Below are 25290 nucleotides of genomic sequence, written 5' to 3' on the forward strand. Positions count from 1 at the left end.
ACAACAGGAAATGTGATTGCAACATATGCAAGGTCTGCTGCAGGCAGGATTCATGCCGCAATAGCATTTGCCCGTACTACTGCCTGCTGCAAGTCATCCACGCAGTTCTCGCTGCCGAGGCGCTCGAGAAATCCGGTGCGCTGCATCAGGCTGAGCGGCTGGTGGTTGGCGCCGCAAATGATCAGCTGGCAACCTTGCTTCATCAGCGACTTGTGGAAGGTTTCCAGCGCGTCGAGACCGGTTGTGTCGAGATTGATGAGCTGGTGCAGTTCCAGTAACAACGCTTTCTTCGGGGCGGCTTTTTCATTGTTCAGCTGCTCCATTTTTCCCACGGTACCGAAAAACAGTGAGCCGAAGAGGGAGTAGGCAGCCACGCCGGGAGCCAGTGGGGCCGGCATTGCCGACTGTGCCATGGGTTCGATGCGGGTAAGGCTAGAAATCCGGTAGATGAAGAAAATGCATGCCAGAACCAGTCCGACTTCCACCGCCGCCGTGAGGTCGATGATGACGGTGAGCAGGAAAGTGGTAACGACCAGGATCCGGTAGTTGAGGGAAAAGTGCATCAAGCGAACAAACTCATGCCATTCACCCATGTTGAATGCGACATGCAGCAGGATGGCTGCCAACGCTGCAAGCGGCACATTTTTCGCGAGCGGCGCCGCGACCAGCACGATGACCAGCAGGGTGAGTGAATGCACGATGCCCGCAACCGGCGAAGTCGCACCGGTACGGATGTTGGTGACGGTGCGTGCGATGGTACCGGTGGCCGGAATGCCTCCGAAGAAGGGGGCAATGAAGTTGGCGGCACCTTGCGCCATGAGTTCCTGGTTCGGATCGTGCCGGTCACCGGTTAGATTCTCGGCCACGCGCGCGCATAACAATGATTCGATTGCACCCAGCAGCGCGATGGTGATCGTCGGCGCCATCAACTGCTTGACGAGTTCCCAGGAGAACTCTGGCAGCTGGAAGCTCGGCAGCGCCTGCGGGACGCCACCGAACTTGCTTCCAATGGTTTCCACGGGAAGCTGGAAGAGGCTGACGGCGAGCGTGCTCAGGACGAGAACCACGATCGGGCTCGGGATCGGCTTCAGCACTTTGAACAGGCGTGGATACTTTGGCGGTGCCTGGCCGGGGACAGTGCGGAACACGGCCGGCCAGCTGAACATGACAAGGAGCGAGACTGCGGCAATTCCCAGCGTCACCCAGTTCACCGTGTGTGCATTCATCCCCAGCAGCTTGATTTGTGCGAAGAAGTCACCCGGCATCTTGCTGATGTCCAGCCCGAAGAAGTCCTTCATCTGCGAGAGTGCAATCAGCACTGCAATCCCGTTGGTGAAGCCGATCACGATCGGTACAGGGATGTAACGGATGAGTGTTCCGAGGCGGAACATGCCCATGGCGAAGAGCAGCATGCCGGCGAGTATGGTCGAGATCAGCAGGTTGGCGAGGCCGTATTTCTCGATGATGCCGTAGATGACAACGATGAATGCGCCTGCCGGTCCGCCGATCTGGACGCGAGAGCCACCGAGTGCGGAGATCAGAAAGCCACCGATGATGGCGGTAAAAATGCCGGCTTCCGGTTTTGCGCCAGACGCGATCGCAAATGCCATGGCAAGTGGCAATGCGACCACGCCGACGGTCAGTCCTGCGCTCGCGTCCGCCAGAAATCGCGTACGGTCATATCCCTGGAGGGCATCGAACAGGCGGGGGCGAAAGCTAATGTTGGCCAAGCTCATCCAGTCTTCCTCCCCCTTGCTGCTTGTGTCATGAGAACCAGTGCCTGGAGCGGACCTGGCCGACGCAGAATGATGTTATGTGGGAGTTATTGTGCGCTCGAGTGGCCGAGCCTGCCAAGTCCTGTGCGCACGGACTGTGGCGCACATGACCTGGATCAGTAGCCGAGCCGCTTTCTCATGACGGTCGGTGTGGGCTCGAGAGGATTGGCGTGACTGTATTCCAGCTCCGGTGCACGTTCGAATCCGAAGGCGGCATATAGATCGAGCAATCTCGTCTGGTCGGCGCGCACGGCAAGCCGCAAATCCGTTACTTCGGCGGCCAGAGCACGATGGATGATGGCCTCGACGAGATAGTGCGAAAGATGCTCGCCGCGGTGGGCGGGCACGACACCCATGCGCATGATTTCCCAGACATTCGGTTCGCTTTCGACTGGCACCCAGCGTGCCGAGCCGATCGGCTGCTCTTCCTTGAGCAGTATGAAACCGCCGCCGGCCTGCAGGTCCTGCAGCACACGCACCTCTGTCTCGTGATGGCCGCTTGAAGTGACGGCCACCTTGTCCGCCCACGCGGCACGCGTCAGCTCCGCAATCAAGGGTGCATCGTCGAGCGATGCTTCTCGAACGACGATACTCATTTGCACCACGCCCGAAAGCGACTGTCTGGGTTGCTCTGAGTTGCCATGGTCAACGGACCCGCATGCCCGGCTCTGCGCCCGGCCACGGGTTCAATACATAGATGCCCGGATTGGCCTTTTCGTCCGCCGCGGAGGCCGCCAGTACCATGCCCTCCGAGATGCCGAACTTCATCTTGCGTGGCGCAAGGTTGGCCACCATGACGGTCATCTTGCCGATCAGGTCTTCCGGTTTGTAGGACGATTTGATGCCGGAGAAAACATTGCGCGTGCGGCCTTCGCCCACGTCGAGCGTCAGGCGCAGCAGCTTGTCGGAACCTTCAACATGTTCGCAGTTGACGATCTTTGCAATGCGCAGGTCGATCTTCGCGAAATCGTCGATCTTGATTTCCTCGGCAAGCGGCTCGATTGCGCCACCGGCAGGCTGCGCCGAAGCCTGTGCTGCAGGTGCTGCTTCCGCCGGCGGCTCGAACAGTGCATCGAGCATCTTCGGATCGACGCGCGTCATCAGGTGTTCGAAGTTGCCGATGGAGGTCGGGCTGTTTTGCAGGTCTGCCCACGTCAGGTCGCGCTCGATGCCGAACAGCGTGGAAACTTTGCGTGCCAGCGCCGGCAGGATCGGTGCCAGGTAAATCGTCAGGCAGTAGAAAGAGCGCAGCAGGTTGCTGCAGACGTCCTGTAGCTCCTGATTGTTGGCCGGATCCTTTGCCAGTTCCCAAGGCTTCTTCGTGTCGACGTACTGATTCACTTCGTCAGCCAGCGCCATCACCTGCCGGATTGCCTTGCCGTACTCGCGCGCTTCGAAAGCTTCCTTGATGGCGTCTTCTTGTTCGCCGAAGCGCAGGCGCCAGGTCATCGCACCTTCGCCGGTGATCGGGTCGCTCAGTTTGCCGCCGAAACGTTTGGTGATAAAGCCTGCGGCGCGGCTGGCGATGTTGACATACTTCCCGATCAGGTCGGAATTCACCCGCAAGACGAAATCGTCGGGATTGAAGTCGACGTCTTCCACCTTTGCGTTCAGCTTGGCGGCGATGTAGTAGCGCAGCCATTCCGGGTTCATGCCGATGTCCAGATAGCGCAGCGGCGAAATGCCGGTGCCGCGCGATTTCGACATCTTTTCGCCGGAAACAGTGATGAAGCCGTGCACGAACACATTGTTCGGCACCTTCAGGCCCGAGAACTTCAGCATCGCCGGCCAGAACAGCGTATGGAAGTAAATGATGTCCTTTCCGATGAAGTGATACTGCTCGGCGGAAGCATCGTTCATGAAAGCCTGGTAATCGCGGCCGGTCTTGGCGAAGTAGTTCTTCAGCGACGCGAGGTAGCCGACCGGCGCATCCAGCCAGACGTAGAAATACTTGCCCGGTGCATCCGGGATCTCGATGCCGAAGTACGGCGCATCGCGGCTGATGTCCCAGTCGCCCAGGCCTTCCTCGCCTTCCAGCCATTCCTTGGCCTTGTTGACGACTTCCGGTTGCAGGCGGTTCGGCGCCTGCGTCCATTCGCGCAGGAATTCCACGCACTTCGGGTTCGACAATTGGAAGAAATAGTGCTCGGATGAGCGCAACACCGGTGTGGCACCAGACAGCGTCGAATACGGATTCTTCAGGTCGGTCGGCGCGTACACGGCGCTGCACACTTCGCAGGAATCGCCGTACTGGTCCTTGGCGCCGCACTTCGGGCATTCGCCCTTGATGTAGCGGTCCGGCAGGAACATGTTCTTGACCGGATCAAAGAACTGCTCGATGGTCTTGGTCGTGATTAATTTTGCGGCATCTCGCAGGCGACGGTAGATGTCCTGCGATAATTCATGGTTTTCCGGCGCATCGGTCGAATGCCAGTTGTCGAAGCTGATGTGGAAGCCGTCGAGATATTGCTTGCGGCCCGCAGCGATCCGGGCAACGAATTCCTGCGGTGTCACGCCGGCTTTTTCCGCGGCAATCATAATTGGTGCGCCGTGGGCATCGTCTGCACCGACGAAGTGCACCTCATGGCCCTGCATTCGCTGGAAGCGTACCCAGATGTCAGCCTGGATGTATTCCATGATATGGCCGATGTGGAATGCGCCGTTGGCGTAGGGCAGGGCGGTGGTGACAAACAGCTTGCGGTGCGGTGTGGTGCTCATTTGGCAATGCTTGTTGAGGAAAAACTGCCATTCTAGCAGCGCATGGGCGCTTATCGCAGCGATCCGCTGTCAAACGCAGGGATCCTGTTCCGGTCGGCGGCGCCTGTGAATTGGTTTAGACTTGTTGCAACAAAATTCGGGAGAAGTAATGACTATTACCATCGAAGCCGTGAAGGCGGCGCTATCGCAAGTGATCGATCCGAACACCGGCAAGGATCTGGTGTCCGGCAAGTCTGCAAAGAATATCCAGGTCAACGGTGCGGACGTCTCCCTCGACGTCGAGCTGGGCTACCCCGCAAAAAGCCAGATCGAGATGATTCGCCAGGCAACAGTGGACGGCCTGCGCAAGGTGCAGGGTATCGGCAACGTGCAGGTGAATATCCATTCGAGGATCATTGCGCACTCGGTACAGCGCGGCATCAAGCTGATGTCGAACGTGAAGAACATTATTGCCGTTGCATCCGGCAAGGGCGGTGTCGGCAAGTCAACCACTGCCGTCAACCTCGCGCTCGCGCTTGCTGCCGAGGGAGCGCAGGTCGGTATCCTGGATGCAGATATCTATGGTCCGTCGCAGCCGATGATGATGGGTATTTCCGGTCAGCCGGAATCGCTTGACGGCAAGACGATGGAGCCGCTGGAGAACTATGGCCTGCAAGTGTCGTCGATCGGCTTCATGATCGATCCCGACCAGCCGATGGTCTGGCGCGGTCCGATGGTCACGCAAGCCTTGCAGCAATTGCTGGAGCAGACCAACTGGCGCAACCTCGATTACCTGATCGTCGACATGCCTCCGGGCACCGGCGACATCCAGTTGACGCTTTCTCAGAAAGTGCCGGTGACGGGCGCCGTCATCGTCACCACGCCGCAGGATATTGCGCTGCTGGATGCGCGCAAGGGCTTGAAAATGTTCGAGAAAGTCGACATTCCCATCCTTGGCATCGTCGAAAACATGAGCATGCACATCTGCTCGAACTGCGGTCATGCAGAGCCGATTTTCGGCCAGGGCGGCGGCGAGAAGATGTGCGCTGATTATGGTGTGGACTTCCTCGGTGCCTTGCCGCTGACGATGTCCATTCGCGAACAGACTGATTCCGGCAAGCCGACCGTCGTCGCCGATCCGGATGGCGCTGTCGCAAAGATCTACAAGGAAATCGCGCGCAAGGTCGCCGTCAAGGTTGCAGAGAAGGCGAAGGACATGACCAGCAAATTCCCGAATATTGTCATCAAGAACGACTAACGTTGACGCCAGCGCCGTTTTCATCCCTGTTGCTGGCAGGGTAAAATAGCGCGTCCTTTACCAACACCCAACACGGCTTTGGCACCCCAAGGCCGTTTTTATTTGCCATGACAGTCCGTACCCGTTTTGCACCGAGCCCGACCGGTTATCTTCATCTTGGCGGCGCGCGCACCGCGCTTTTTTCCTGGGCCTATGCCCGTCATTTCGGCGGCACCTTCATTCTCCGCATTGAAGATACCGACCTCGAGCGATCGACGCCAGAAGCGGTGCAGGCAATCATCGACGGCATGAACTGGCTCGGCCTGCATCACGACGAAGGTCCGTTCTACCAGATGAAGCGGATGGACCGCTATCGTGAAGTCGTGGCGCAGATGCTGGAAGCCGGCTCCGCCTACTATTGCTACTGCACGCCGGATGAAGTCGAGGCGATGCGTGAACGCCAGCGCGCCATCGGCGAAAAGCCGCGTTATGATGGTACCTGGCGCCCAGAGCCGGGCAAGACCTTGCCGGCGGTGCCGGAAGGTCGCAAGCCGGTCGTGCGCTTCAAGAACCCGCTCGACGGCGACGTGACGTGGAACGATGTCGTCAAAGGCGCGATCACGATCTCCAACCGCGAACTGGACGACCTCGTGATTGCGCGTCCGGACGGCACGCCGACTTACAACTTCTGCGTTGCGATCGACGACTGGGACATGAAGATCACCCACGTGATCCGTGGCGACGACCATGTGAACAATACGCCGCGCCAGATCAACATCTTGCGCGCACTCGGTGCGCCGTTGCCGGAATATGGCCATGTGCCGATGATCCTCGGTGCCGACGGCGAAAAGCTATCGAAGCGCCATGGTGCTGTCAGCGTGATGGAGTATCCGGCGCAGGGCTACCTGCCGGAGGCGATGCTCAACTATCTGGCGCGCCTCGGCTGGAGCCATGGTGACGATGAAATCTTCTCGATGGAGCAGTTCACCCAGTGGTTCGATCTCGACCATCTGTCCAAGTCACCGGCGCAGTTCAATCCGGAAAAGCTGGCCTGGTTGAATAACCATTACATCCGGCAGGCTGACAATGCTCGCCTCGAAGCGCTCGCACGGCCGTTGATGGAGAAGGACGGTGCACAGTTCGACGGGGCACCTGACGTGCAGTCCGTGATCGCATTGATGAAGGAGCGCGTCAACACGGTCAATGAACTGGCGGATGCTGCCATGCTGTTCTATCGCCAGCCATCGCCGGATCTGGCCATGCTGTCGCAGCATGTGACGGAAGATGTCAAGCCGGCGCTGCAACGCCTGACTGTGCTCTATGAAACGGTCGAATGGAATAAAGCGTCGCTGTCAGCTGCAATGAAAGAAGTGCTGGCCGTCCACAAGCTGAAGATGCCGCAACTGGCCATGCCTTTGCGCCTCATCATTACCGGCCAGCTGCAAACGCCTTCGATTGATGCGGTACTCGAGTTGTTCGGACGGGAGACTGTCCTCGCGCGCCTCGAAAAATTTATCAAGTAATTTTTCGAAAGGGATTTACACCCGAGAAAAACCTTTGCTATACTCTCGTTTCTTCGCACGGGGGTATAGCTCAGCTGGGAGAGCGCTTGCATGGCATGCAAGAGGTCAGCGGTTCGATCCCGCTTACCTCCACCAGCGATAAACGTGCGATAAAACGGTTTTGTCCCCATCGTCTAGAGGCCTAGGACATCACCCTTTCACGGTGAGTACCGGGGTTCGAATCCCCGTGGGGACGCCAGATTACACTGGCATCTGAAGGACCTGATAGCGAAAGTTATCAGGTCCTTTTTCTTTGTGGCGCACGATATTGCGCAGACGACTGGCGTCGTAGAGCAGTTGATGCTTTTGCTGGTTCCTGTGCTGATCCAAAGGCAGAGTAAATGTTTTTTGCGTGCAATTCGGAAATCTGTAGTAAAATGCGCGGCTCTGTTCGACAGGTTTCTGTCCCCATCGTCTAGAGGCCTAGGACATCACCCTTTCACGGTGAGTACCGGGGTTCGAATCCCCGTGGGGACGCCAGATAAAACGCCGCGCGATTGCGCGGCGTTTTTCTTTTTGCGCTTGTTCTCGTCTTGCGCCGCCTTCGGTACCATTTCGCTTGCAAAAGCGAGTCGCTCCTGCTTCAGCAAGGAGCCACTCCGCTCCAGTTCCACCAAATCAATCCCGTCTCGCTTGAGCTCTCGTTTTGTCAAATATGCCCGCAAAGAATAATAGCCATCCAATCTCTCTGGTTATCTTCTGCAAAGTTGTAGATAACTTTGGTGACATTGGCATCTGCTGGCGACTCGCAAGGCAATTGCTGCAGGAGCGCGGCATTGCGGTGACGTTATGGGTGGACGACTTGCGCAGTTTTCGTCGCATTTGTCCGGATGTGGCTCTCGGAGTCGATGTCCAGCAGGTACAGGGCGTGACCGTGCGCCACTGGCAAACCCAGGAAGGTGTCTTTTCGGTCGACGATATCGCGGACGTCGTCATTGAGTTCTTCGGTTGCGATATTCCTCCGGGCTACATTGCCGCGATGGCGGAATGCGAGCCGCGTCCCATATGGCTGAACCTCGAAGGGCTGACGGCGGAGGAGTGGGTTGAGGGGTGCCACACCTTGCCTTCTTCCCATCCGCGCTTGCCGCTGACGAAGTATTTCTTCTTCCCGGGCTTCACCGCAAAGACAGGTGGTTTGCTGCATGAGGCAAAGCTGGAGGAGCAGCGGCGGCAGTTTCAGTCGGATCCGACGGTCATGGCGGCTTTCCTTGCGCAGTTCGGCGTGAGGGCGGAGGAAATGGCGTCGTTGAAGGTGTCCTTGTTCTGCTATCCCTCCGCGCCGGTGTCGGCATTGTTCGATGCATGGCAAGGCGGTGACGCAGCGGTGACTTGTCTTGTGCCGGAAGGTGTTGCGGCGGACGCAGTGAATGCGTTTCTGGGGAAAGAGGGCAGGGCAGGTGATGCCGCGCACCTTGGCGCCCTCACCGTGCGCGTCCTGCCGTTCGTGCCGCAGCCGGACTATGACAGGTTGCTTTGGGCGTGTGATCTGAACTTCGTGCGCGGTGAGGATTCATTCGTCCGGGCGCAGTGGGCGGGCAAGCCCTTCATCTGGCACATTTACCCGCAGGACAAGAATCTCCATCATGTGAAGCTGCGTGCTTTTCTGAAGCGGTATGTCCCTGGCATTGAAAGCGTGAATGCACTGTCCCTGCTCTGGAATGCGGCCATTGAGGAGGATGAGCAAATGACATGGCAGGTGCTCTGGGCGCAATTCCGGGCTGACATGTCGGAGTTGGAGGAACATGCAGGTAGCTGGCGGCGGCAAGTGCTGGCAAACGGCGATCTCACAACAAATTTACTGAAGTTCGCCAGTTCACTTCGACCGATGCCCAAGGAAAACGGGGTATAATGCGCGGTTAATCTATATCGCTTGATACAGTCAAGCGTAATCTACGGCGCCGTTGGCGATGAGGCGGCAGTTGGTTTCCAAGTAACTATCTTTACGTACATTCTCTATGAAATTCGCAAAAGAAATTCGTGTTGGCAACATCATCATGGTTGACGGCAAGCCGTTTATCGTGCTGCGTTCTGACGTCAACGGGTCGAGCCGCACGGGCTTCACCTACAAATGGAAGATGAAGAATCTCCTGACGAACGCGCCTCTGGAAAACGTGTTCCGCGGCGACGACAAGTTCGATGTCGTTATCCTCGACAAGAAGCCGGTGACCTTCTCCTACTTCGCTGATCCGCTCTATGTCTTCATGGACGAAGAGTACAACCAGTACGAGATCGAAGAGGAAAACCTGGGTGATGCATTGCATTACCTGAAGGATGGTATGGAATGCGAAGCAGTTTTCTATGACGGCAAGGCGATTTCCGTTGAACTGCCGATCACGATCGCGCGCAAGGTTGTTTACTCGGAGCCGGCAGTCAAGGGCAACACTTCGGGCAACGTCCTGAAGGAAGCCAAGATTGAAAATGCGATCGAGAAATACCAGCACATTGTCCAGGTTCCGCTGTTCGTCAGCACCGACGACGTGATCGAAATCGATACACGCACCAACGAGTACAAGCGCGTGGTTCGCAACTGATCGAATCCGTGTTCGAGAAAAAGCGCTGCAACATGCAGCGCTTTTTTTATGCCATTTATTACCTGTTGTCGTGCGACTTGCTCGACCCTGCTTGGCTGGAAAAACGCGTGGCGGTGAACTCAGGGAGATGACCTGGATCACTCCGACTCGCTGCTTGATGCATCACTGGCTGAGGCATCACTAGTCGGTTTTCCTCCTGCCGAGTGGCGGAATTTTTCCCGCACATCGAGCAGCTTCTTCACCTTGGAGCCCATCTTCATCAACGACATCAGCGTCTCCGGTGTCAGACGCTGCATCTCGTTGAACCAGGTGGAGGAAAGCTCAATCAGCTGGTACATTTCGCGCATGCGATCCTGGGCGAGTCGATCTTCCTCGCTGGTCGGGTTCTCGAGCAGCGCATCGCGCAGCATGGACAAGGTAGGCTCAATCTCGCGCCGACGGCGTTCTTCGAGCAGCGTGCGGAAGATTTCCCAAATGTCTTTTGGCGGCTCGAAATACTCGCGTCGGTCTCCTGGTTGATGCAGAAGTCGCACCAGCCGCCAGGACTGCAGCTCCTTTAAACCCATACTGACATTGGATCGGGAAAAACCGAGACGATCGGCAATTTCATCCGCGTTGAGCGGCGTGCCGTGCACGTAGAGCAATGCATAGATTTGCCCGACGGTACGGTTAATTCCCCAGCGGCTTCCCATTTCGCCGAAGTGGAGGATGAAGCGCTGAGCGAGAGGGCTAAGTGGAGTCATGTTGGCTAATGAGTTTTCAGCAAGTCCTGAAAGTATAGAACCCGAACGTGGCGCCTATCTGATTATTTCTCCGCAGAGCACATCGGGGCATTATTGGTACTTATAGTTTTAGGATGGGTGACTGCTTCCTTTGCATCATTGCTGCGATGCAGCTAAACTTGCCGCTGCCTTTTGCGCGCAGATTGTATATAGTGCGACGCGTGTTTTTAAGCCCTTGGAGACTGAAGTTCATGAAGCGCCTGCCTTTGATCCTGATGATGGTTCCTGCACTCGTCCTCGCCTCGTGTACTTCACTAAGTCCTGATGCGGAATCCGCATCAGTCGCAGACAAGAGCCGGGGTGCAAGCGCCTATGTACCGAAGCATGCACGCCATTCAGATCTTCTTGCCGATCGCGTCAAGGTGCGGGACGCTACCGGCATCGTCGAGGTACAAAAGATCGAATTTCAGTACGGCATATCATCGGTTACCGTCGAACGGCTGGCACGGCGCTTTGCCTGCAATGGTGCAGGTGCCGGGCTGATTACGGAAAAAGGGCCGGTTGAGGTCTACCGCATGCAATGCGACAACGGCACCACGTTTCTCGCAAAATGCGAGTTGCGCCAGTGCCGCCCGATGCGATAGGCGGAAAGCGAAACAGCCCCTTGCTTGGCGAGCGAAAGGGGCTTGGTGTGCCAGGAGGCTGTATGTGATCAGTCGTCCTTGGCAACCTGCAGAATCAGCTTGCCGAAGTTCTTGCCCTCAAACAGCATCAATAGTGCCTCGGGGAATTTGTCGAGCCCTTCGACGATGTCTTCACGTGTCTTGAAGCTGCCTTCCTTCATCCACTTGGCCATTTCGGCAACGCCAACGTGATAACGATCTGCATAGTCGAAAACCACGATGCCTTCCATGCGGGCACGATTGACCAGCAGTGACAGGTAGTTGGCCGGACCTTTCACTGGCGTCGTATTGTTGTACTGGGAGATTGCGCCGCAAATGATGATGCGGGCCTTCAGGTTGATGCGGGTAAGCACATCATCGAGGATATCGCCGCCGACGTTGTCGAAATAGACATCGACGCCCTGCGGGCAGTGCTTCTTCAATCCCTCGCGCACCGATTCGTTCTTGTAATCGATGCAGGCGTCGAAGCCGAGCTCGTTGACCACGAAATCGCACTTGTCCTTGCCGCCCGCAATACCGACCACACGGCAACCCTTGTGTTTTGCGACCTGTCCGACGGTCTGCCCGACTGCGCCGGCCGCACCGGACACGACGACGGTTTCACCGGCCTTGGGCTGGCCGACTTCCAACAGGCCGAAGTAGGCGGTCATGCCGGGCATGCCGAGTGCGTTCAGGTATTTCGGCAACGGAGCTGCCTTGGGATCAACCTTGTAGAGTGCTGCGGTTTTGTCATCCGCGCGACCTGCCCAGAACTGCTGAACGCCGAGGCTGCCGGAAACATAATCTCCGACGGCGAACTTTGGCGACTTCGATGCAACGACCTTGCCGATGCCACCCGCACGCATGACTTCATCAATCGCCACCGGGCGGATATAGGATTTTCCTTCGTTCATCCAGCCGCGCATTGCAGGATCAAGGGATAAGTACAAGGTCTTGACCAGTACCTCGCCATCGGCGATGTCGCGCACTGGTTCGGCGGTGAACTTCCAGTCGCTCTGTTTGGGCATGCCGATAGGGCGTGCGGCGAGGCGGATTTGCTGATTGGTGGGGGCGGTTGTATTCATGTTGTCTCCTGTGGTGAGCGATGACCGGCACGGGTCCGTGTTGGGTATGACCGCTTACTATACATGAAATAAAACGGTCGTGCTTTTTTGCCAAAGTGTAACAGTTTGAGACGGGCACGGAACTTTCCGGTCGGCATACAGACCAAGTGGGGAGCCGCAATTGCTGCGGTTCAACAGAGGTGGGGAGTTTGCTTCCTGCAGCGCAAACGCAAGTTAAGTGTTGCCTCGTTTTCGACGCGATGGGAATGCTGGGTGCGTTTCCATTACATCGCAAAAGTCACGTTCTAACTACGCATCATTTTCAGGAGATCACATGCTTCGATCCGAAACGCTTTTTGGCAAGCGCGAATCCAATACGCCAAATTCCCCGCTGAACACTGCTCCTGGCATCATGCCGGCCGGTGCAGGCGGCTTTGCCAAGACTGCACCCGCGGGCGCAGCTGCAACCGAGAACTCCTCCAGCACCGCCGAAGGTGGCAGCAAACTGATCGTCGGCCCGAATATCAAGCTCAAGGGCGTTGAAATCACCGACTGCGACACGCTGGTTGTCGAAGGCCGTGTGGAAGCCACCATCGATTCACGCGTGATCCAGATCGCCGAGCGCGGCGCATTCAAGGGCTCCGCTGAAATCGATATCGCCGAAATTCGCGGTGAATTCGACGGCGACCTGACCGTGCGCCAGAAGCTGGTGATCTACGCGACCGGCAAGGTCTCGGGCAAGGTCCGCTACGGCAAGGTTGTGATCGAAGAGGGCGGCCAGCTCTCCGGCGACATCCAGGTTGGCACTGCAGCGGCAGCCGCCAAGGGGCTGTCTGTTGCAAAGGTCGGCTGATCGTTTTTGGCAGTAGTGCATGCCATGACCTTTGGTTAGTGGCGAAGATGGAGAAAACCCGGATTACGCAGTGCGTATCCGGGTTTTTCTTTTGCGCGGCATTCTGTCTCGCTGGCAAGGCGTGCGACAATATCGGACTTTGGTTCGCCGCAATATCAATACATCCATGATGCACCCGGAATACATTCTCACCTTGTCCTGCCCCGATCATCGCGGCATTGTCCATCGCGTATCCGGCTTCCTCGCCGAACATGGCTGCAACATCATCGACTCCGCCCAGTTTGGTGATGCACAGTCGAAGCTGTTCTTCATGCGCGTGCATTTTGCTGCGGAAGATCCGGGAGTCAGCGATGCGCAACTGCGTGCCGATTTTGCGGAAGTGGCAAGAGAGTTACAGATGAATGCGCAACTGCATGACGCGCGTAAAAAGCCGCGCATGATGCTGATGGTGTCGAAGATTGGACACTGCCTGAATGACTTGCTGTTCCGCTACAAGAGCGGCCTGTTGCCGGTAGAGATTCCGGCGATCGTCTCGAATCACACCGACTTCTACCAGCTGTCCGCAAGCTACAACATTCCTTTCCATCACCTGCCGCTGGCGACAGGCGCGTCACCGGAAGCCAAGCGTGCACAGGAAGAACGCGTGCTGGAAATCGTAAAGGCCAACGACATCGACCTGGTCGTGCTGGCGCGCTACATGCAGATCTTGTCGCCCGAGATGTGCGACGCGTTGAGAGGGCGGGCGATCAATATCCATCATTCCTTCCTGCCGAGCTTCAAGGGTGCCAAGCCGTACTACCAGGCGCATGAGCGTGGCGTGAAGCTGATCGGTGCGACGGCACATTTCGTGACGAGCGATCTGGACGAGGGACCGATCATCGAACAGGACGTTGAACGTGTGGATCACGCGATGGAGCCGGACACGTTGACCGCAATCGGTCGCGACGTGGAGTGCGTGGTGCTGGCACGCGCGGTGAAGTGGTTTGTCGAGCACCGCATCCTGCTCAACGGCCACAAGACGGTCGTGTTCAAGTAATTGCTGCAATATTGAAACGGGCGGCGTGCGCCGCCCACGTATTCATTGCATCATCCCTTCATTCGTTCAGTCGACCGGAAGCGTCCAGGTCCTATGTCAGCACCCGCGTTAGCCAGACGCTGATGTCCGCAATTTCTTCTTCACACACCGAGTGCGGCATGGCGTAGGCATGCCACTCAACGTTGTAACCGAGCGAGATCAGCATGTCGCGTGATTTCTCTGCAGTGAAAAGGGGAACGATCGGGTCGCTGCGGCCGTGTGCGAGAAAGATTGGCGTGTCGTGATTGGCGCTATGACGCTCGTCTGGCAGCGTCGCATGGATCGGCAGGTAGCCGGACAGGCACAACAATCCCGCCAGCTTCTCCGGATGCCGCAAGCCGGTTTGCAAGGCCATCGCACAGCCCTGTGAGAACCCGGCAAGGATGATGCGGTCGGCCGGGATGCCACGTGCCTTCTCTTGGGCGATCAAATGCTCGACCATGGTTTGCGATCGGCGCAGCCCGACCTCGTCCTCACGCCCGGCGATATCGATGGTGAGGATGTCGTACCACGCACGCATCATGTAACCGTTGTTGATCGTGACCGGCATGACAGGTGCATGCGGGAAGACGAATCGGATTGCCGGGCAGCCGCTCAGGTCAAGTTCGCGCACGATGGGCACGAAATCGTTGCCGTCTGCGCCCAGGCCGTGCAGCCAGATGACGGAAACGCCCGGATTGGGGCCGGATTCGATTTCTATGGTTTCCAGCACTTTGTTCATTGTTCAGCAGGGTCGCTGGTCGGGCAGCGTGCCAGGTACAAGTAAGGGTTATTTCTGCCGGATCGCCGACTTCGGCCGGAATGCCTTGCACACGGACTCGTCGGTTTCGATATAGGGCCCGCCGATGAGGTCGATACAGTAAGGTACTGCGGCGAAGATGCCGGAGACCACCTGCTTACCGTCTGTATCCTTCAGGCCTTCCAGCGTTTCCTTGATGGACTTCGGCTGCCCGGGGAGGTTCATGATCAATGCTGCATGATCCGCCGTTTCGCGGATCACCGCGACCTGTCGCGACAGGATCGCGGTTGGCACAAACTTCAGGCTGATCTGCCGCATCTGCTCGCCGAATCCCGGCATTTCCTTGGTTGCCACGGCAAGCGTTGCCTCGGGTGTCACATCGCGCCGTGCCGGGCCTGTGCCGCCAGTTGTCAGCACCAGGTCGCACTTCAGGTCGTCAACCAGCTCGATCAGGGTTTTTTCGATCTGCGCCCGTTCATCCGGGATCAGGCGGGTTTCCATCTTCCAGGGGCTCGTCAGCGCCGCGGTAAACCAGTCGCGCAGGGCGGGAATGCCCTGGTCTTCGTAAGTCCCGCTGGAGGCGCGGTCGGAAATCGATACCAGGCCGATCAGGACATCGTCAGGATTGCTCTTCTTCTGCGTCGTCATCTTCTTGAGGGGCGCTCGTGGAAGGCTGCGCCTGGAGTTGTTTGAGGATCTGGAAAATCTCGCGATACGCCTTGGGCGGCTTGTTTTCCGCCTGCTCCTTGCGCGCATTGCGGATCAGTGTCCGCAACTGCTGCACATCGACCTCGGGATACTGCTCCTTCAGTTCAGTCAGTGCCTTGTCGTCGGCCAGCAGCTTCTCGCGGCGACGCTCCAGTGCATGCATCGCAGCGGTTTCCGCCTTCGAGGCGCCTTTCCAGCTGTCGAGCACTTTCTGGATCGCGGCCACTTCATCTTCTTCCAGTAAGCGCATCTTCTTGCCGACATACTGCATCTGGCGGCGACGGCCTTCGTGATCCTTGATCTTCTGGCATTCCAGGATCACTTCACGCACATCTTCCGGCATCGGCACGCGCATCACGCGCTCCTTCGGCTGCGAGACGAGTTCTTCGCCCAATTCCTGCAGCGCGGTCATTTCGCGCTTGAGCTGCGACTTGGATGGGCGGTCGTACTGCTGCTCGAACTCGTCGGAACGGAAACCGACGGCGCCTCTGTTTGGATTAACCATGATGAATCAAAGCCATTGTGTAAACGACTGCTATGATAACTGTTTTAGCGACCTTCAAAGAAGAACAAGCCCATGAGCAATCCCGTATTTACCCATACCCAGGACCAGTTGAGAGAGCTTGCGCAGGACATGCTGCGTTTCGCCAAGGAAAAAGGTGCGTCGGATGCATCCGTGGAGATCAGCGAGGGCAATGGTCTGTCCGTGACGGTGCGCAAAGGCAAAATCGAAACCATCGAACAGAACAAGGACAAGGGGATCGGGGTAACGGTCTACTTGGGCGAGCAGGGACACATCCGCAGGGGCAATGCAAGCACCTCGGATTTCTCCACGCAGTCGCTGAAGGACACAGTCGAGGCTGCCTATAACATTGCGCGCTTTACCGCGGAAGACGATTGCGCCGGCTTGCCGGATGCCGACACGCTGGAGATGAACCCGCGCGACCTGAACCTGTGCTATCCGTGGCTGATCTCGACAGAAGAAGCGGTCGAGATTGCAAAGCGCTGTGAAGCGGCAGCATTTGCGGTGGACAAGCGCGTGACCAATAGCGAAGGCGCAAGCGTCTATGCGCAGCAATCGCACTTCGTCGCCGCCAACACGCGTGGCTTTATGGGCGGCTATCCGTATTCCCGCCACACGATTTCCGTGTCGCCGATTGCCGGCAAGGGTGCCAACATGCAGCGCGACGACTGGTATTCCTCGATGCGCGACCCAGCCAGGCTTGCCAAGCCGGAGGACATTGGCCGTTATGCGGCCGAACGCGCGCTCGCCCGCCTGAACGCGCGCAAGCTCGATACCCGCAAATGCCCGGTGCTGTTCGAGGCCCCGCTTGCCGCAGGCCTTCTGGGTGCGTTCGTGCAGGCAGTCTCGGGCGGCGCGCTGTATCGCAAATCGTCCTTCCTGCTCGATTCGATCGGCAAGGAAGTGTTTGCCTCGCATATCCAGGTAGTCGAGGATCCTCATATTGTCGGTGGCGTCGGTTCATCGCCGTTTGACGAAGAAGGTGTCAAGACCTTGCGGCGTGATGTGGTGAAAGATGGTGTGGTACAGGGTTACTTCCTGTCCACCTACTCGGCGCGCAAGCTCGGCATGAAGACGACCGGCAACGCTGGTGGCTCGCATAACCTGTCGCTGACTTCCAGCCTGACCAAGCCGGAGGACGATTTCAAGGCCATGCTCGCCAAGCTCGGCACCGGACTGCTGGTGACCGAGTTGATGGGGCAGGGTGTCAACTATGTCACTGGTGATTATTCGCGCGGCGCGTCGGGTTACTGGGTCGAGAACGGGGTGATCCAGTACCCGGTCGAGGAAATCACCATCGCCGGCAATATGAAAGATATGCTCCGTCAGATCGTTGCTATCGGTGTGGATACCCTGATTCGCGGCACAAAGGAAACCGGCTCGATCCTGATCGAGAGTATGACCGTCGCTGGTAATTAAGAACGCGGCCTGCCGGCTGGGCGCGCGGATAGCAAAAAGGGGTGGATCAGCTGATCCACCCCTTTTTCTTTTTCTGTCTTTAAATGGACTTGCTCTTTACCTGAGGTTTTTGGCAGGTACTGCGACTGCAGGAGGGCGAAAAAACAGCCCGCGAACGGGCTGTAATGATTGGTGCCAGATTGTCTGGTAGAGCGGCGGCGCCGCTTGTTTCCTTGAATGCAGGCTTGGCCGTCAGCGATCAGGCATTTGCCTTGGAAGGCGGCATGTGTGCTTCGACCTGGTCGAGCACGGCTTCCGGCTCTTCCGCTTCTTCCACCGTCTCATTGTTCAAATGCTGGCGCATGCGCTCCACGTCGAGGTCCCCCGTCCACTTGCCCACCACCACGGTTGCCACACCATTACCAATCAGGTTGGTCAGGGCGCGTGCCTCCGACATGAATCGGTCGATGCCGAGAATCAGTGCCAAGCCGGCGACCGGTACGCCACCGACCGCGGACAGCGTCGCTGCCAGGACGATGAAGCCGCTGCCGGTGATGCCTGCAGCACCCTTCGATGTGAGCAGCAATACAGCAAGCAGGGTCAATTGCTGGCTCAGCGACATCGGGGTGTCGGTTGCCTGCGCAATGAAGACTGCCGCCATGGTCAGGTAGATCGACGTGCCATCGAGGTTGAACGAGTAGCCGGTTGGGATGACGAGGCCGACGACCGATTTCTTTACACCCAGGTTCTCCATCTTTGCCATCATGCGCGGCAGCACGGATTCCGATGACGATGTGCCGAGGACGATGAACAGTTCTTCCTTGATGTACTTGATGAACTTCCAGATCGAAAAGCCGTGCAACGCAGTAATGATGCCAAGCACGACAAAGATGAACACCAGGCAGGTTAGGTAGAACGTACCCATCAGCTTGCCGAGGGACAGCAACGTGCCGACCCCGTACTTGCCGATCGTGAATGCCATTGCACCAAATGCGCCGATCGGTGCGACTTTCATGATGATGCCGACGATGCCGAACAGGACGTGCGACGATTTTTCAATGAAGTCGAATACCAGTGTGCCGCGGCCACCGAACTTGTGCAGTGCAAAGCCGAACAGCACGGAGAAGAGCAGCACTTGCAGGATGTCGCCCTTGGCGAATGCGTCAATGGCGCTCGACGGGATCACGCTCAGCAGGAACTCGGTGGTCGTTTGCATCTTGCCAGGCGCCGTGTAGGCAGCAATGCTCTTGGTGTCGAGGGTGTTCGGGTCGACATGCATGCCGGCGCCGGGCTGGATAAAGTTGACGATCACGAGGCCGATTATCAGTGCCACCGTGCTGACGATTTCAAAGTACAGCAGTGCCAGGCCGCCAGTCTTGCCGACCTTCTTCATGTCTTCCATGCCGGCAATGCCGATCACGACCGTGCAGAAAATGATCGGAGCAATGATCATCTTGATCAGCTTGATGAAGGCGTCTCCCAACGGTTTCATTTCGGCGCCAAGGCTCGGATAAAAATGCCCGAGCAGTACACCGATGACGATGGCGGTCACCACCTGCACATACAGTGACTTGTAGATCGGTTTCTTTTCCATGTTACTTCTCCGTGATAAATGAATTGCCACTGCTCGCGCGATGATCCGAGAACGTATGCCAGAGAGTCGGACGGAAATTTCTGTTCAGGAAGGGGTAAAGCGAAGAATTAACCAGCAGCAAGGTGGCGTATTGTCGGCGCCGATAGTTCCATGGGGCAATTGTGGACATCCGCATGGATGCACGCGTAAAGATTGGCGAGAAGTTGATTTGCGGTATTGATTATTTTTTTAAAAGGTGTCCAGCGGCAGCCGGAATTAGTGATTGCGGTACGAAATTGGAGGAGAGCGGAGGACTTGATGGCTACGTGTTACTGCGTAGGCAGAATTGCAATCCTGAGGCAATGTTGCCTGCTGTTAGACTAATATTTCATATCCGCAGTACAATCAGAATCCTAAGCAAAGACAAGAAATCCTAAAACTTTGTTTGGCATGTTCAGCGGACGCTGCGCATTTCTTTTGCATCGCAGCAGTTTTTCCGATTTCATGAACTTCGCGTCGCTGTATTCCTGCCTGGGGCGTTTTTGGGCGACGGATGCCAGCGTGTCTAACATTTTGATCCTTCAGGAGAACAGATGGAACGTCGTTCCTTTCTAAAAAAAGCAGCCGTCGGCGCAACGGCTGGTGCTATCGCCGCGCCTGCACTGGCGCAGTCACTGCCCACGCTGAACTGGCGTCTGGCATCGAGCTTTCCGAAGTCGCTGGACACGCTGTTTGGCACCGCTGAAGTGTTCAGCAAGCGTGTTGCAGCACTGACCGGTGGAAAATTCAACATCCGCGTATTCGCCGGTGGCGAAATCGTGCCGCCGCTGCAGGTGGTCGATGCAGTACAAAACGGCACCGTCGAGATGGGCCATACCGCACCGTATTACTATTTCGGCAAGGATCCGACCTTCGCATTCGATTGCGCCGTTCCGTTCGGCATGAGCTCCCGCCAGCAAACGGCGTGGATGAATGACGGTGGCGGCATGACGTTGATGCGCGAGTTCTACAAGGACTACGGCATCATCAACTTCCTCGGCGGTAATACTGGCGCGCAGATGGGCGGCTGGTTCCGCAAGGAGATCAAGACGCTTGACGACATCAAGGGCCTGAAGATGCGCATCTCCGCATTTGCGGGCAAGGTGATGCAGCCGCTGGGCCTGGTACCGCAGCAGCTGGCTGGTGCGGATATCTACCCGGCACTGGAGAAGGGCTCACTGGACGCGGTCGAATGGACCACGCCCTACGACGACGAAAAACTCGGTTTCCAGAAAGTGGCGCCGTACTACTACGCCCCGGGCTGGTGGGAAGGTGGCGCACAGCTGTCTTTCTATGTCGGCATGAAGGAATGGGAAAAGCTGCCGAAGGAATATCAGGCTGCGATCGAGGCTGCGTCCTATGAAGCGCACGTGGTGATGCAGTCGGAATACGATTCCAAGAACCCGGCTGCTCTGGCACGCCTGATCAAGAATGGTGCAAAGCTGCGCTTCTTCTCCAAGCAGATCCTTGACGCCTGCTACAAGGCTGCAATGACGACGATGGACGAGGAAGCCTCCAAGAACGCCAAGTTCAAGAAGGTCTATGACTCCTATCGTCGCTTCCAGCGCGAGCAGAACCAGTGGAACTCCGTAGCTGAAATGCCGATGCAGAACTACCTGGCCAGCCGCAAGTAAGCGAAACACAAGCGACAGCCATACTGACGCAGACGGCCCGCATGTTCCTGGACATGCGGGCCGTTTTACTTGGCCTTTTCTGTCTGCCTCACGTGCACTTGCAGACCTGGCTGATCAACCAATATACCGAGAAGCCGGTTATAACGAGCTCACCAAAAAAAGCAGGCGAAGATTCGTTGAATATTTTTCAGCAACCCCTGAACGCATGAATCGTCAACCTGACGAAAAACGTCTTTCTTTCTATGAAATTCCTGCGTAGCTTACGCGAAGCTTACTCAGAAATCGCCGCGCATCAATATTTTTCATCTTCCGTCAAACTTCGTGCGCGTGATGGTGCGATGCAAGGCGTTCACAGGTTGCTATCCAATAGTCACGCTCATACAATCTTTGCCAGCATATAGCGATCCTATATGTACCTTGCGTACGAGTCCGTATGGCTAATGATGTTTAATCCAAGGAGACAAAATGGAACGTCGTTCCTTTCTGAAAAAGGCAGCAGTTGGCGCGTCGGTTGGCGCAGTCGCTGCTCCCGCACTGGCGCAGTCACTGCCGACGCTGAACTGGCGTATGGCTTCCAGCTTCCCCAAGACGCTGGATACCGTGTACGGCGCGTCCGAGACCTTCTGCAAGCGCGTCGCTCAACTGACCAATAACAAGCTCAACATCCGCCTGTTCGCCGGCGGCGAGATCGTTCCTGCGCTGCAGGTCATGGATGCTGTGCAGGCCGGCACCGTCGAAATGGCGCACACTGCGCCGTACTACTTCTTCGGCAAGGATCCGACGTTCGCATTCGACTGCTCCGTACCGTTTGGCTTGAACTCCCGTCAGCAGACCGCCTGGATGGAATTCGGTGGCGGCAAGGCCCTGATGCGCGAGTTCTACAAGGATTACGGCATCGTCAACTTCATGGGTGGCAACAGCGGCGCACAGATGGGCGGCTGGTTCCGTAAAGAGATCAAGGGCGTGGCGGACCTTCAAGGCCTGAAGATGCGCGTCGGTGGCTACGGCGGCCGCGTGCTGGCCCGCCTCGGCCTCGTGCCGCAGCAGATTGCGGCCGGCGACATCTATCCTGCACTGGAAAAGGGCACCATCGACGCTGCAGAATGGATCGGTCCGTACGACGACGAAAAGCTCGGCCTGTTCAAGGTTGCGCCGAATTACTACACACCGGGCTGGTGGGAACCGAGCACGCAGTTCTCCTTCTACCTTGGCATCAAGGAGTGGGAAAAGCTGCCGAAGGAGTACCAGTACGCGATCGAAACGGCCGCATATGAAGCGCACGTCCAGATGCAGGCTGAATACGACGCAAAGAACCCGGCTGCTCTGGCCCGCTTGATGAAGAACGGCGCCAAGCTGCGCACCTTCTCGAAAGAGATCATGGAAGCCTGCTGGAAGGCGACCAACGAAGTGAACGACGAAGAAGCCAGCAAGAACGCCAAGTTCAAGAAGATCTACGACCAGTGGAAGCGCTTCCGCCAGGACCAGAACCAGTGGGCCTCGGTTGTTGAAGCACCAATGCAGAACTTCATGATCAGCCGCCGCTAACCGCTTGGCTGAACCTGACTGCAAATCCGCCATGCGCGAGCATGGCGGATTTTTTTTGCCTGTCGGATTGCTCCCAGCTGCAGTGGATTGCCGCGCAACGGCATGTTTCGAATGCATAGCAGGTCACGCTGGATCAGCGATAGCGCGTTCCTGCAATCGATTCGAGCATGAGCTTCCCGGGCCAGGCGGTCGACGGGACGTCGACACCTAAAATCAAAGAATCACGCGTGCAACACCGTCCTTCCTGGAACTCGGAACCAGCGAGGTTGCTGCGGCACAAACCATGCAGCAATTGCACAATCGCTGCCAGTGCTGAATCGGTGTGTGGCATCGAGCCTTCTCAAGTCCTCTCGATAGCAACTTCACCGTTGGCCTCATCGATCCTGCGTTGAAAAAGGTTTGGCAGTGCGGCTGAATGGCGTTGGCAAGCGCGATGACGGGAAGCGCGACATCTACCAGATGACAGCACGACAATGCGCCTCGCTGGCAGAGCGCGCAATACAGAACTTCATGCGGGCATGGAAATGCGCCGGCGGGTATCCAAGGTTACCGGATTGCCTGCAGTGCTCAGGTGCTTCGCACTGACTTTGCGCAATAAAAAACCCCGCAGGGAGAACCATGCGGGGTTGGCGTGGAGGTCGTCTTGCTTACTTCTTCTCTTCGTCCGTCGAGAAGTTCAGCTGGGGGGCTTCGCTGTCCGTTGGTTCACTGTCTGTGGAGAAGTCCAGTTGCGGCATTTCACCACCCACGCCAGGCATGGGGATGTCGATCTTCAGTTCGATCTGTTCCTGCATATCGATCCTCTCGGCGACCGACACGATGCCCGGGAAGGCGATGATCAGGCCTACCATGATGACCTGGATCGCCACGAAGGGCACGGCGCCCCAGTAGATGTCTGAAGTTTTGACCTCCTTTGGCGCTACCGACCGCAGATAGAACAACGCAAAGCCGAACGGCGGGTGCATGAACGAGGTCTGCATGTTCACGCCGAGCAGGATGCCGAACCAGATCAGGTCGATACCCAGTTTCTCCGCGACCGGCCCGACGAGCGGCACCAGGATGAACGCGAGCTCAAAGAAGTCGAGGAAGAACGCCAAGCCGAAGAACAGGATGTTCACCACGATCAGGAAGCCCATCTGGCCGCCCGGCAGTGAGGTGAGCAGGTGCTCGACCCACAGGTCACCGTTGACCGCACGGAAGGTCAGGCCGAATACGGACGAGCCGATCAGGATGAACAGCACGAAGCACGACAGACGGGTGGTGGAATCCATTGCCTGCTTCATCAGCGACCAGGACAGGCGACGGTTCATCATTGCCAGGATCAGCGCACCGAATGCGCCCATACCGCCGCCTTCAGTCGGCGTTGCGATACCGACGAAGATCGTGCCCAGCACCAGGAAGATCAGCGCGAGCGGCGGAACGAGTACGAACACGACTTTTTCAGCCATGCGCGACAGCATGCCGAGGCCCAGCTTGCGGTTAAGCAGCGCGACGATGAATGCGCCAACGATGCCGACGGATGCGGAATAGATGCCGACTTCATCGGACGCGGCTTTCGGGTGCGTCGAGCTGTAATACGTGGCAAACGCATACGATACGCCGATTGCGGCGGCGAGCAGGACCAACAGGGACACGACGCCGCTCTTGCCGTTCGGCTCGCGCAGGTTGCGTGCTTCCGGCGGCAGGGCAGGGACGGCATGCGGCTTGAAAATCGATACCGACAAGACCCAACCGGCATACATTGCGGTCAGCAGCAGACCCGGTACGAAGGCGGCCTTGTACATGTCGCCAACGGAACGGCCAAGCTGATCGGCCATCACGATCAGCACCAGCGATGGTGGGATGATCTGTGCCAGCGTCCCCGACGCGGCAATAACACCCGTCGCGAGCTTCTTGTCATAGCCATAGCGCATCATGACCGGCAGCGAGATCAGGCCCATCGAAATCACTGAGGCAGCCACCACACCTGTCGTTGCCGCCAGCAGGGCGCCGACGAAAATCACGGCATAGGCCACACCGCCACGAATCGGACCAAATAATTGACCAATCGTGTCAAGCAGGTCTTCCGCCATCCCCGAGCGTTCCAGGATCAGGCCCATGAAGGTAAAGAACGGAATTGCCAGCAGCGTATCGTTGGCCATGATGCCGTAGATGCGGTTCGGCAGCGCCTGCAACAATTCGGGCTTCAGCAGGCCGAGTTCAATGCCCAGCAAGCCGAAAAACAGGCCGTTCGCGGCAAGCGCAAATGCGACCGGGAAGCCCGATAGCAGGAATACCACCAGGGCGCCGAACATGATCGGCGCCATATTCGCAATGAGAAACTGCTCCATTTTTTGTGTCTCCGACGATCAGTTGAGTTTGTTCGCGGCTTTGATCGCCTCGATTTCTTCTTGAGGATTGGCGCCATGCTTTTCGAACTCGCTGGCATCCACCTTGCCTTGCAGGTAGCCGATACGCTTGATCAGTTCAGAGAATCCTTGCAGGGCCAGCAGCAGGAAGCCAACAGGAATCAACAATTTCGCCGGCCAGATGATCAGGCCGCCTGCATTGCTGGAGACCTCCTGGTTCTGGATCGACAGCCATGCGTAAGGCACGGCGTAATACAGAATGATGATGGTGATGGGAAGCAGGAAGAACAGGAATCCGAAGATATCGATCCAGACTTGTGTGCGCTTGGAGAACCTGCCCACGACGACGTCGATGCGGACATGCTCATTGCGGCGCAGGGTATACGAGGTCGCAAGCAGGAAAACTGCGGAGAACAGATACCACTGGATTTCGAGCCAAGCATTTGAGCTTGTATGGAAGATGTACCGAACCAGAGCGTTACCGGTACAGATGAGCACCGCGACAAACAAAGCCCAGCTGATGGTGAGCCCTATCTTTTCATTGAGCTTATCAATGAGCCTCGATAAGGAAAGCAAGAAAGACATGGTGTGTCTCCAATTATGAA

General features: G+C 57.2%; 21 protein-coding genes and 3 tRNA genes. 13 read left to right on the forward strand and 11 right to left on the reverse strand.

Features of this window, described 5'->3' with window-relative positions:
• Positions 1–50: 50 nt before the first annotated feature.
• The 3 genes from ACYVIA_RS09385 to metG all read right to left on the reverse strand — a co-directional run bounded on the left by ACYVIA_RS09385 (position 51) and on the right by metG (position 4493).
• Positions 51–1736 carry a SulP family inorganic anion transporter gene (locus tag ACYVIA_RS09385; RefSeq protein WP_460840137.1) on the reverse strand — a complete coding sequence of 562 codons (1686 nt, stop codon included), beginning with the start codon at positions 1734–1736 and terminating at the stop codon, positions 51–53.
• 155 nt (positions 1737–1891) lie between these two features.
• Entirely contained in the window at positions 1892–2371 is a 480-nt protein-coding gene (locus tag ACYVIA_RS09390; protein WP_460840139.1) for a GNAT family N-acetyltransferase, read from the reverse strand.
• A gap of 49 nt (positions 2372–2420) precedes the next feature.
• Entirely contained in the window at positions 2421–4493 is a 2073-nt protein-coding gene (gene metG, locus ACYVIA_RS09395) for a methionine--tRNA ligase (RefSeq protein ID WP_460840140.1), read from the reverse strand.
• A gap of 148 nt (positions 4494–4641) precedes the next feature.
• On the opposite strand from metG, the gene apbC reads away from it, so the two are divergent.
• The 7 genes from apbC (at position 4642) to ACYVIA_RS09430 (ending at position 9802) form a co-directional block, all read left to right on the forward strand.
• Complete coding sequence (gene apbC, locus ACYVIA_RS09400; protein ID WP_460840142.1) at positions 4642–5730, forward strand: iron-sulfur cluster carrier protein ApbC; 1089 nt, start codon at positions 4642–4644, stop codon at positions 5728–5730.
• A 107-nt stretch (positions 5731–5837) separates the two neighbouring features.
• On the forward strand, positions 5838–7232 hold the full coding sequence (gene gltX, locus ACYVIA_RS09405) for a glutamate--tRNA ligase (protein ID WP_460840143.1): 1395 nt from the start codon (positions 5838–5840) through the stop codon (positions 7230–7232).
• Positions 7233–7291: 59 nt separating this feature from the next.
• A tRNA-Ala gene (locus tag ACYVIA_RS09410) sits at positions 7292–7367 on the forward strand.
• Positions 7368–7394: 27 nt separating this feature from the next.
• Positions 7395–7470, forward strand: a tRNA-Glu gene (locus tag ACYVIA_RS09415).
• A gap of 205 nt (positions 7471–7675) precedes the next feature.
• Positions 7676–7751: transfer RNA gene (locus tag ACYVIA_RS09420), tRNA-Glu, on the forward strand.
• A gap of 175 nt (positions 7752–7926) precedes the next feature.
• The gene (earP, locus tag ACYVIA_RS09425) at positions 7927–9120 is read left to right on the forward strand and encodes an elongation factor P maturation arginine rhamnosyltransferase EarP (RefSeq protein WP_460840145.1); all 1194 of its coding nucleotides are present in this window, start codon (positions 7927–7929) and stop codon (positions 9118–9120) included.
• Positions 9121–9226: 106 nt separating this feature from the next.
• Complete coding sequence (locus tag ACYVIA_RS09430) at positions 9227–9802, forward strand: elongation factor P (protein ID WP_460840147.1); 576 nt, start codon at positions 9227–9229, stop codon at positions 9800–9802.
• A 137-nt stretch (positions 9803–9939) separates the two neighbouring features.
• Here ACYVIA_RS09430 and ACYVIA_RS09435 read toward each other — a convergent pair whose 3' ends face one another.
• Positions 9940–10545 carry a GbsR/MarR family transcriptional regulator gene (locus ACYVIA_RS09435; RefSeq protein ID WP_460840149.1) on the reverse strand — a complete coding sequence of 202 codons (606 nt, stop codon included), beginning with the start codon at positions 10543–10545 and terminating at the stop codon, positions 9940–9942.
• 230 nt (positions 10546–10775) lie between these two features.
• Between ACYVIA_RS09435 and ACYVIA_RS09440 the strand changes: the two genes are divergently transcribed.
• Positions 10776–11168 carry a hypothetical protein gene (locus tag ACYVIA_RS09440; RefSeq protein WP_460840150.1) on the forward strand — a complete coding sequence of 131 codons (393 nt, stop codon included), beginning with the start codon at positions 10776–10778 and terminating at the stop codon, positions 11166–11168.
• A gap of 68 nt (positions 11169–11236) precedes the next feature.
• Here ACYVIA_RS09440 and ACYVIA_RS09445 read toward each other — a convergent pair whose 3' ends face one another.
• On the reverse strand, positions 11237–12271 hold the full coding sequence (locus ACYVIA_RS09445; RefSeq protein ID WP_460840152.1) for an NADP-dependent oxidoreductase: 1035 nt from the start codon (positions 12269–12271) through the stop codon (positions 11237–11239).
• 313 nt (positions 12272–12584) lie between these two features.
• On the opposite strand from ACYVIA_RS09445, the gene ACYVIA_RS09450 reads away from it, so the two are divergent.
• Together ACYVIA_RS09450 and purU are read left to right on the forward strand one after the other, a co-directional pair.
• On the forward strand, positions 12585–13103 hold the full coding sequence (locus ACYVIA_RS09450; protein WP_460840154.1) for a bactofilin family protein: 519 nt from the start codon (positions 12585–12587) through the stop codon (positions 13101–13103).
• Between the two features lie 166 nt (positions 13104–13269).
• Complete coding sequence (purU, locus tag ACYVIA_RS09455) at positions 13270–14139, forward strand: formyltetrahydrofolate deformylase (protein ID WP_460840156.1); 870 nt, start codon at positions 13270–13272, stop codon at positions 14137–14139.
• A 91-nt stretch (positions 14140–14230) separates the two neighbouring features.
• Here the strand turns inward: purU and ACYVIA_RS09460 are convergent, their stop codons facing one another.
• Genes ACYVIA_RS09460 through yjgA form a run of 3 tightly spaced genes read right to left on the reverse strand, consistent with a single transcriptional unit; the run spans position 14231 to position 16130 of the window.
• Positions 14231–14899 carry an alpha/beta hydrolase gene (locus ACYVIA_RS09460; RefSeq protein WP_460840158.1) on the reverse strand — a complete coding sequence of 223 codons (669 nt, stop codon included), beginning with the start codon at positions 14897–14899 and terminating at the stop codon, positions 14231–14233.
• Between the two features lie 48 nt (positions 14900–14947).
• Positions 14948–15565, reverse strand: coding sequence for a molybdopterin adenylyltransferase (mog, locus tag ACYVIA_RS09465; protein WP_460840160.1), 618 nt, complete (start codon positions 15563–15565; stop codon positions 14948–14950).
• Positions 15537–16130, reverse strand: coding sequence for a ribosome biogenesis factor YjgA (gene yjgA, locus ACYVIA_RS09470; RefSeq protein WP_460840162.1), 594 nt, complete (start codon positions 16128–16130; stop codon positions 15537–15539). The genes mog and yjgA overlap by 29 nt, the downstream gene beginning before the upstream one ends.
• A 72-nt stretch (positions 16131–16202) precedes the next feature.
• On the opposite strand from yjgA, the gene pmbA reads away from it, so the two are divergent.
• The gene (pmbA, locus tag ACYVIA_RS09475; protein ID WP_460840163.1) at positions 16203–17567 is read left to right on the forward strand and encodes a metalloprotease PmbA; all 1365 of its coding nucleotides are present in this window, start codon (positions 16203–16205) and stop codon (positions 17565–17567) included.
• A 238-nt stretch (positions 17568–17805) separates the two neighbouring features.
• On the opposite strand, the gene ACYVIA_RS09480 is transcribed toward pmbA, so the two are convergent.
• Positions 17806–19140, reverse strand: coding sequence for a dicarboxylate/amino acid:cation symporter (locus ACYVIA_RS09480; protein ID WP_460840164.1), 1335 nt, complete (start codon positions 19138–19140; stop codon positions 17806–17808).
• A 572-nt stretch (positions 19141–19712) separates the two neighbouring features.
• Here ACYVIA_RS09480 and ACYVIA_RS09485 point away from each other — a divergent pair.
• Both ACYVIA_RS09485 and ACYVIA_RS09490 read left to right on the forward strand, forming a co-directional pair.
• Positions 19713–20792, forward strand: coding sequence for a TRAP transporter substrate-binding protein (locus tag ACYVIA_RS09485; RefSeq protein ID WP_460840165.1), 1080 nt, complete (start codon positions 19713–19715; stop codon positions 20790–20792).
• A gap of 465 nt (positions 20793–21257) precedes the next feature.
• The gene (locus ACYVIA_RS09490) at positions 21258–22337 is read left to right on the forward strand and encodes a TRAP transporter substrate-binding protein (RefSeq protein WP_460840167.1); all 1080 of its coding nucleotides are present in this window, start codon (positions 21258–21260) and stop codon (positions 22335–22337) included.
• Between the two features lie 647 nt (positions 22338–22984).
• Here the strand turns inward: ACYVIA_RS09490 and ACYVIA_RS09495 are convergent.
• Together ACYVIA_RS09495 and ACYVIA_RS09500 are read right to left on the reverse strand one after the other, a co-directional pair.
• Positions 22985–24667: a TRAP transporter large permease gene (locus tag ACYVIA_RS09495; protein ID WP_460840168.1), complete on the reverse strand. Its 1683-nt coding sequence runs from the start codon at positions 24665–24667 to the stop codon at positions 22985–22987.
• Between the two features lie 18 nt (positions 24668–24685).
• Positions 24686–25270 carry a TRAP transporter small permease subunit gene (locus tag ACYVIA_RS09500; protein ID WP_460840170.1) on the reverse strand — a complete coding sequence of 195 codons (585 nt, stop codon included), beginning with the start codon at positions 25268–25270 and terminating at the stop codon, positions 24686–24688.
• Between the last annotated feature and the right edge of the window lie 20 nt (positions 25271–25290).

It is taken from the genome of Noviherbaspirillum agri (assembly GCF_054780595.1).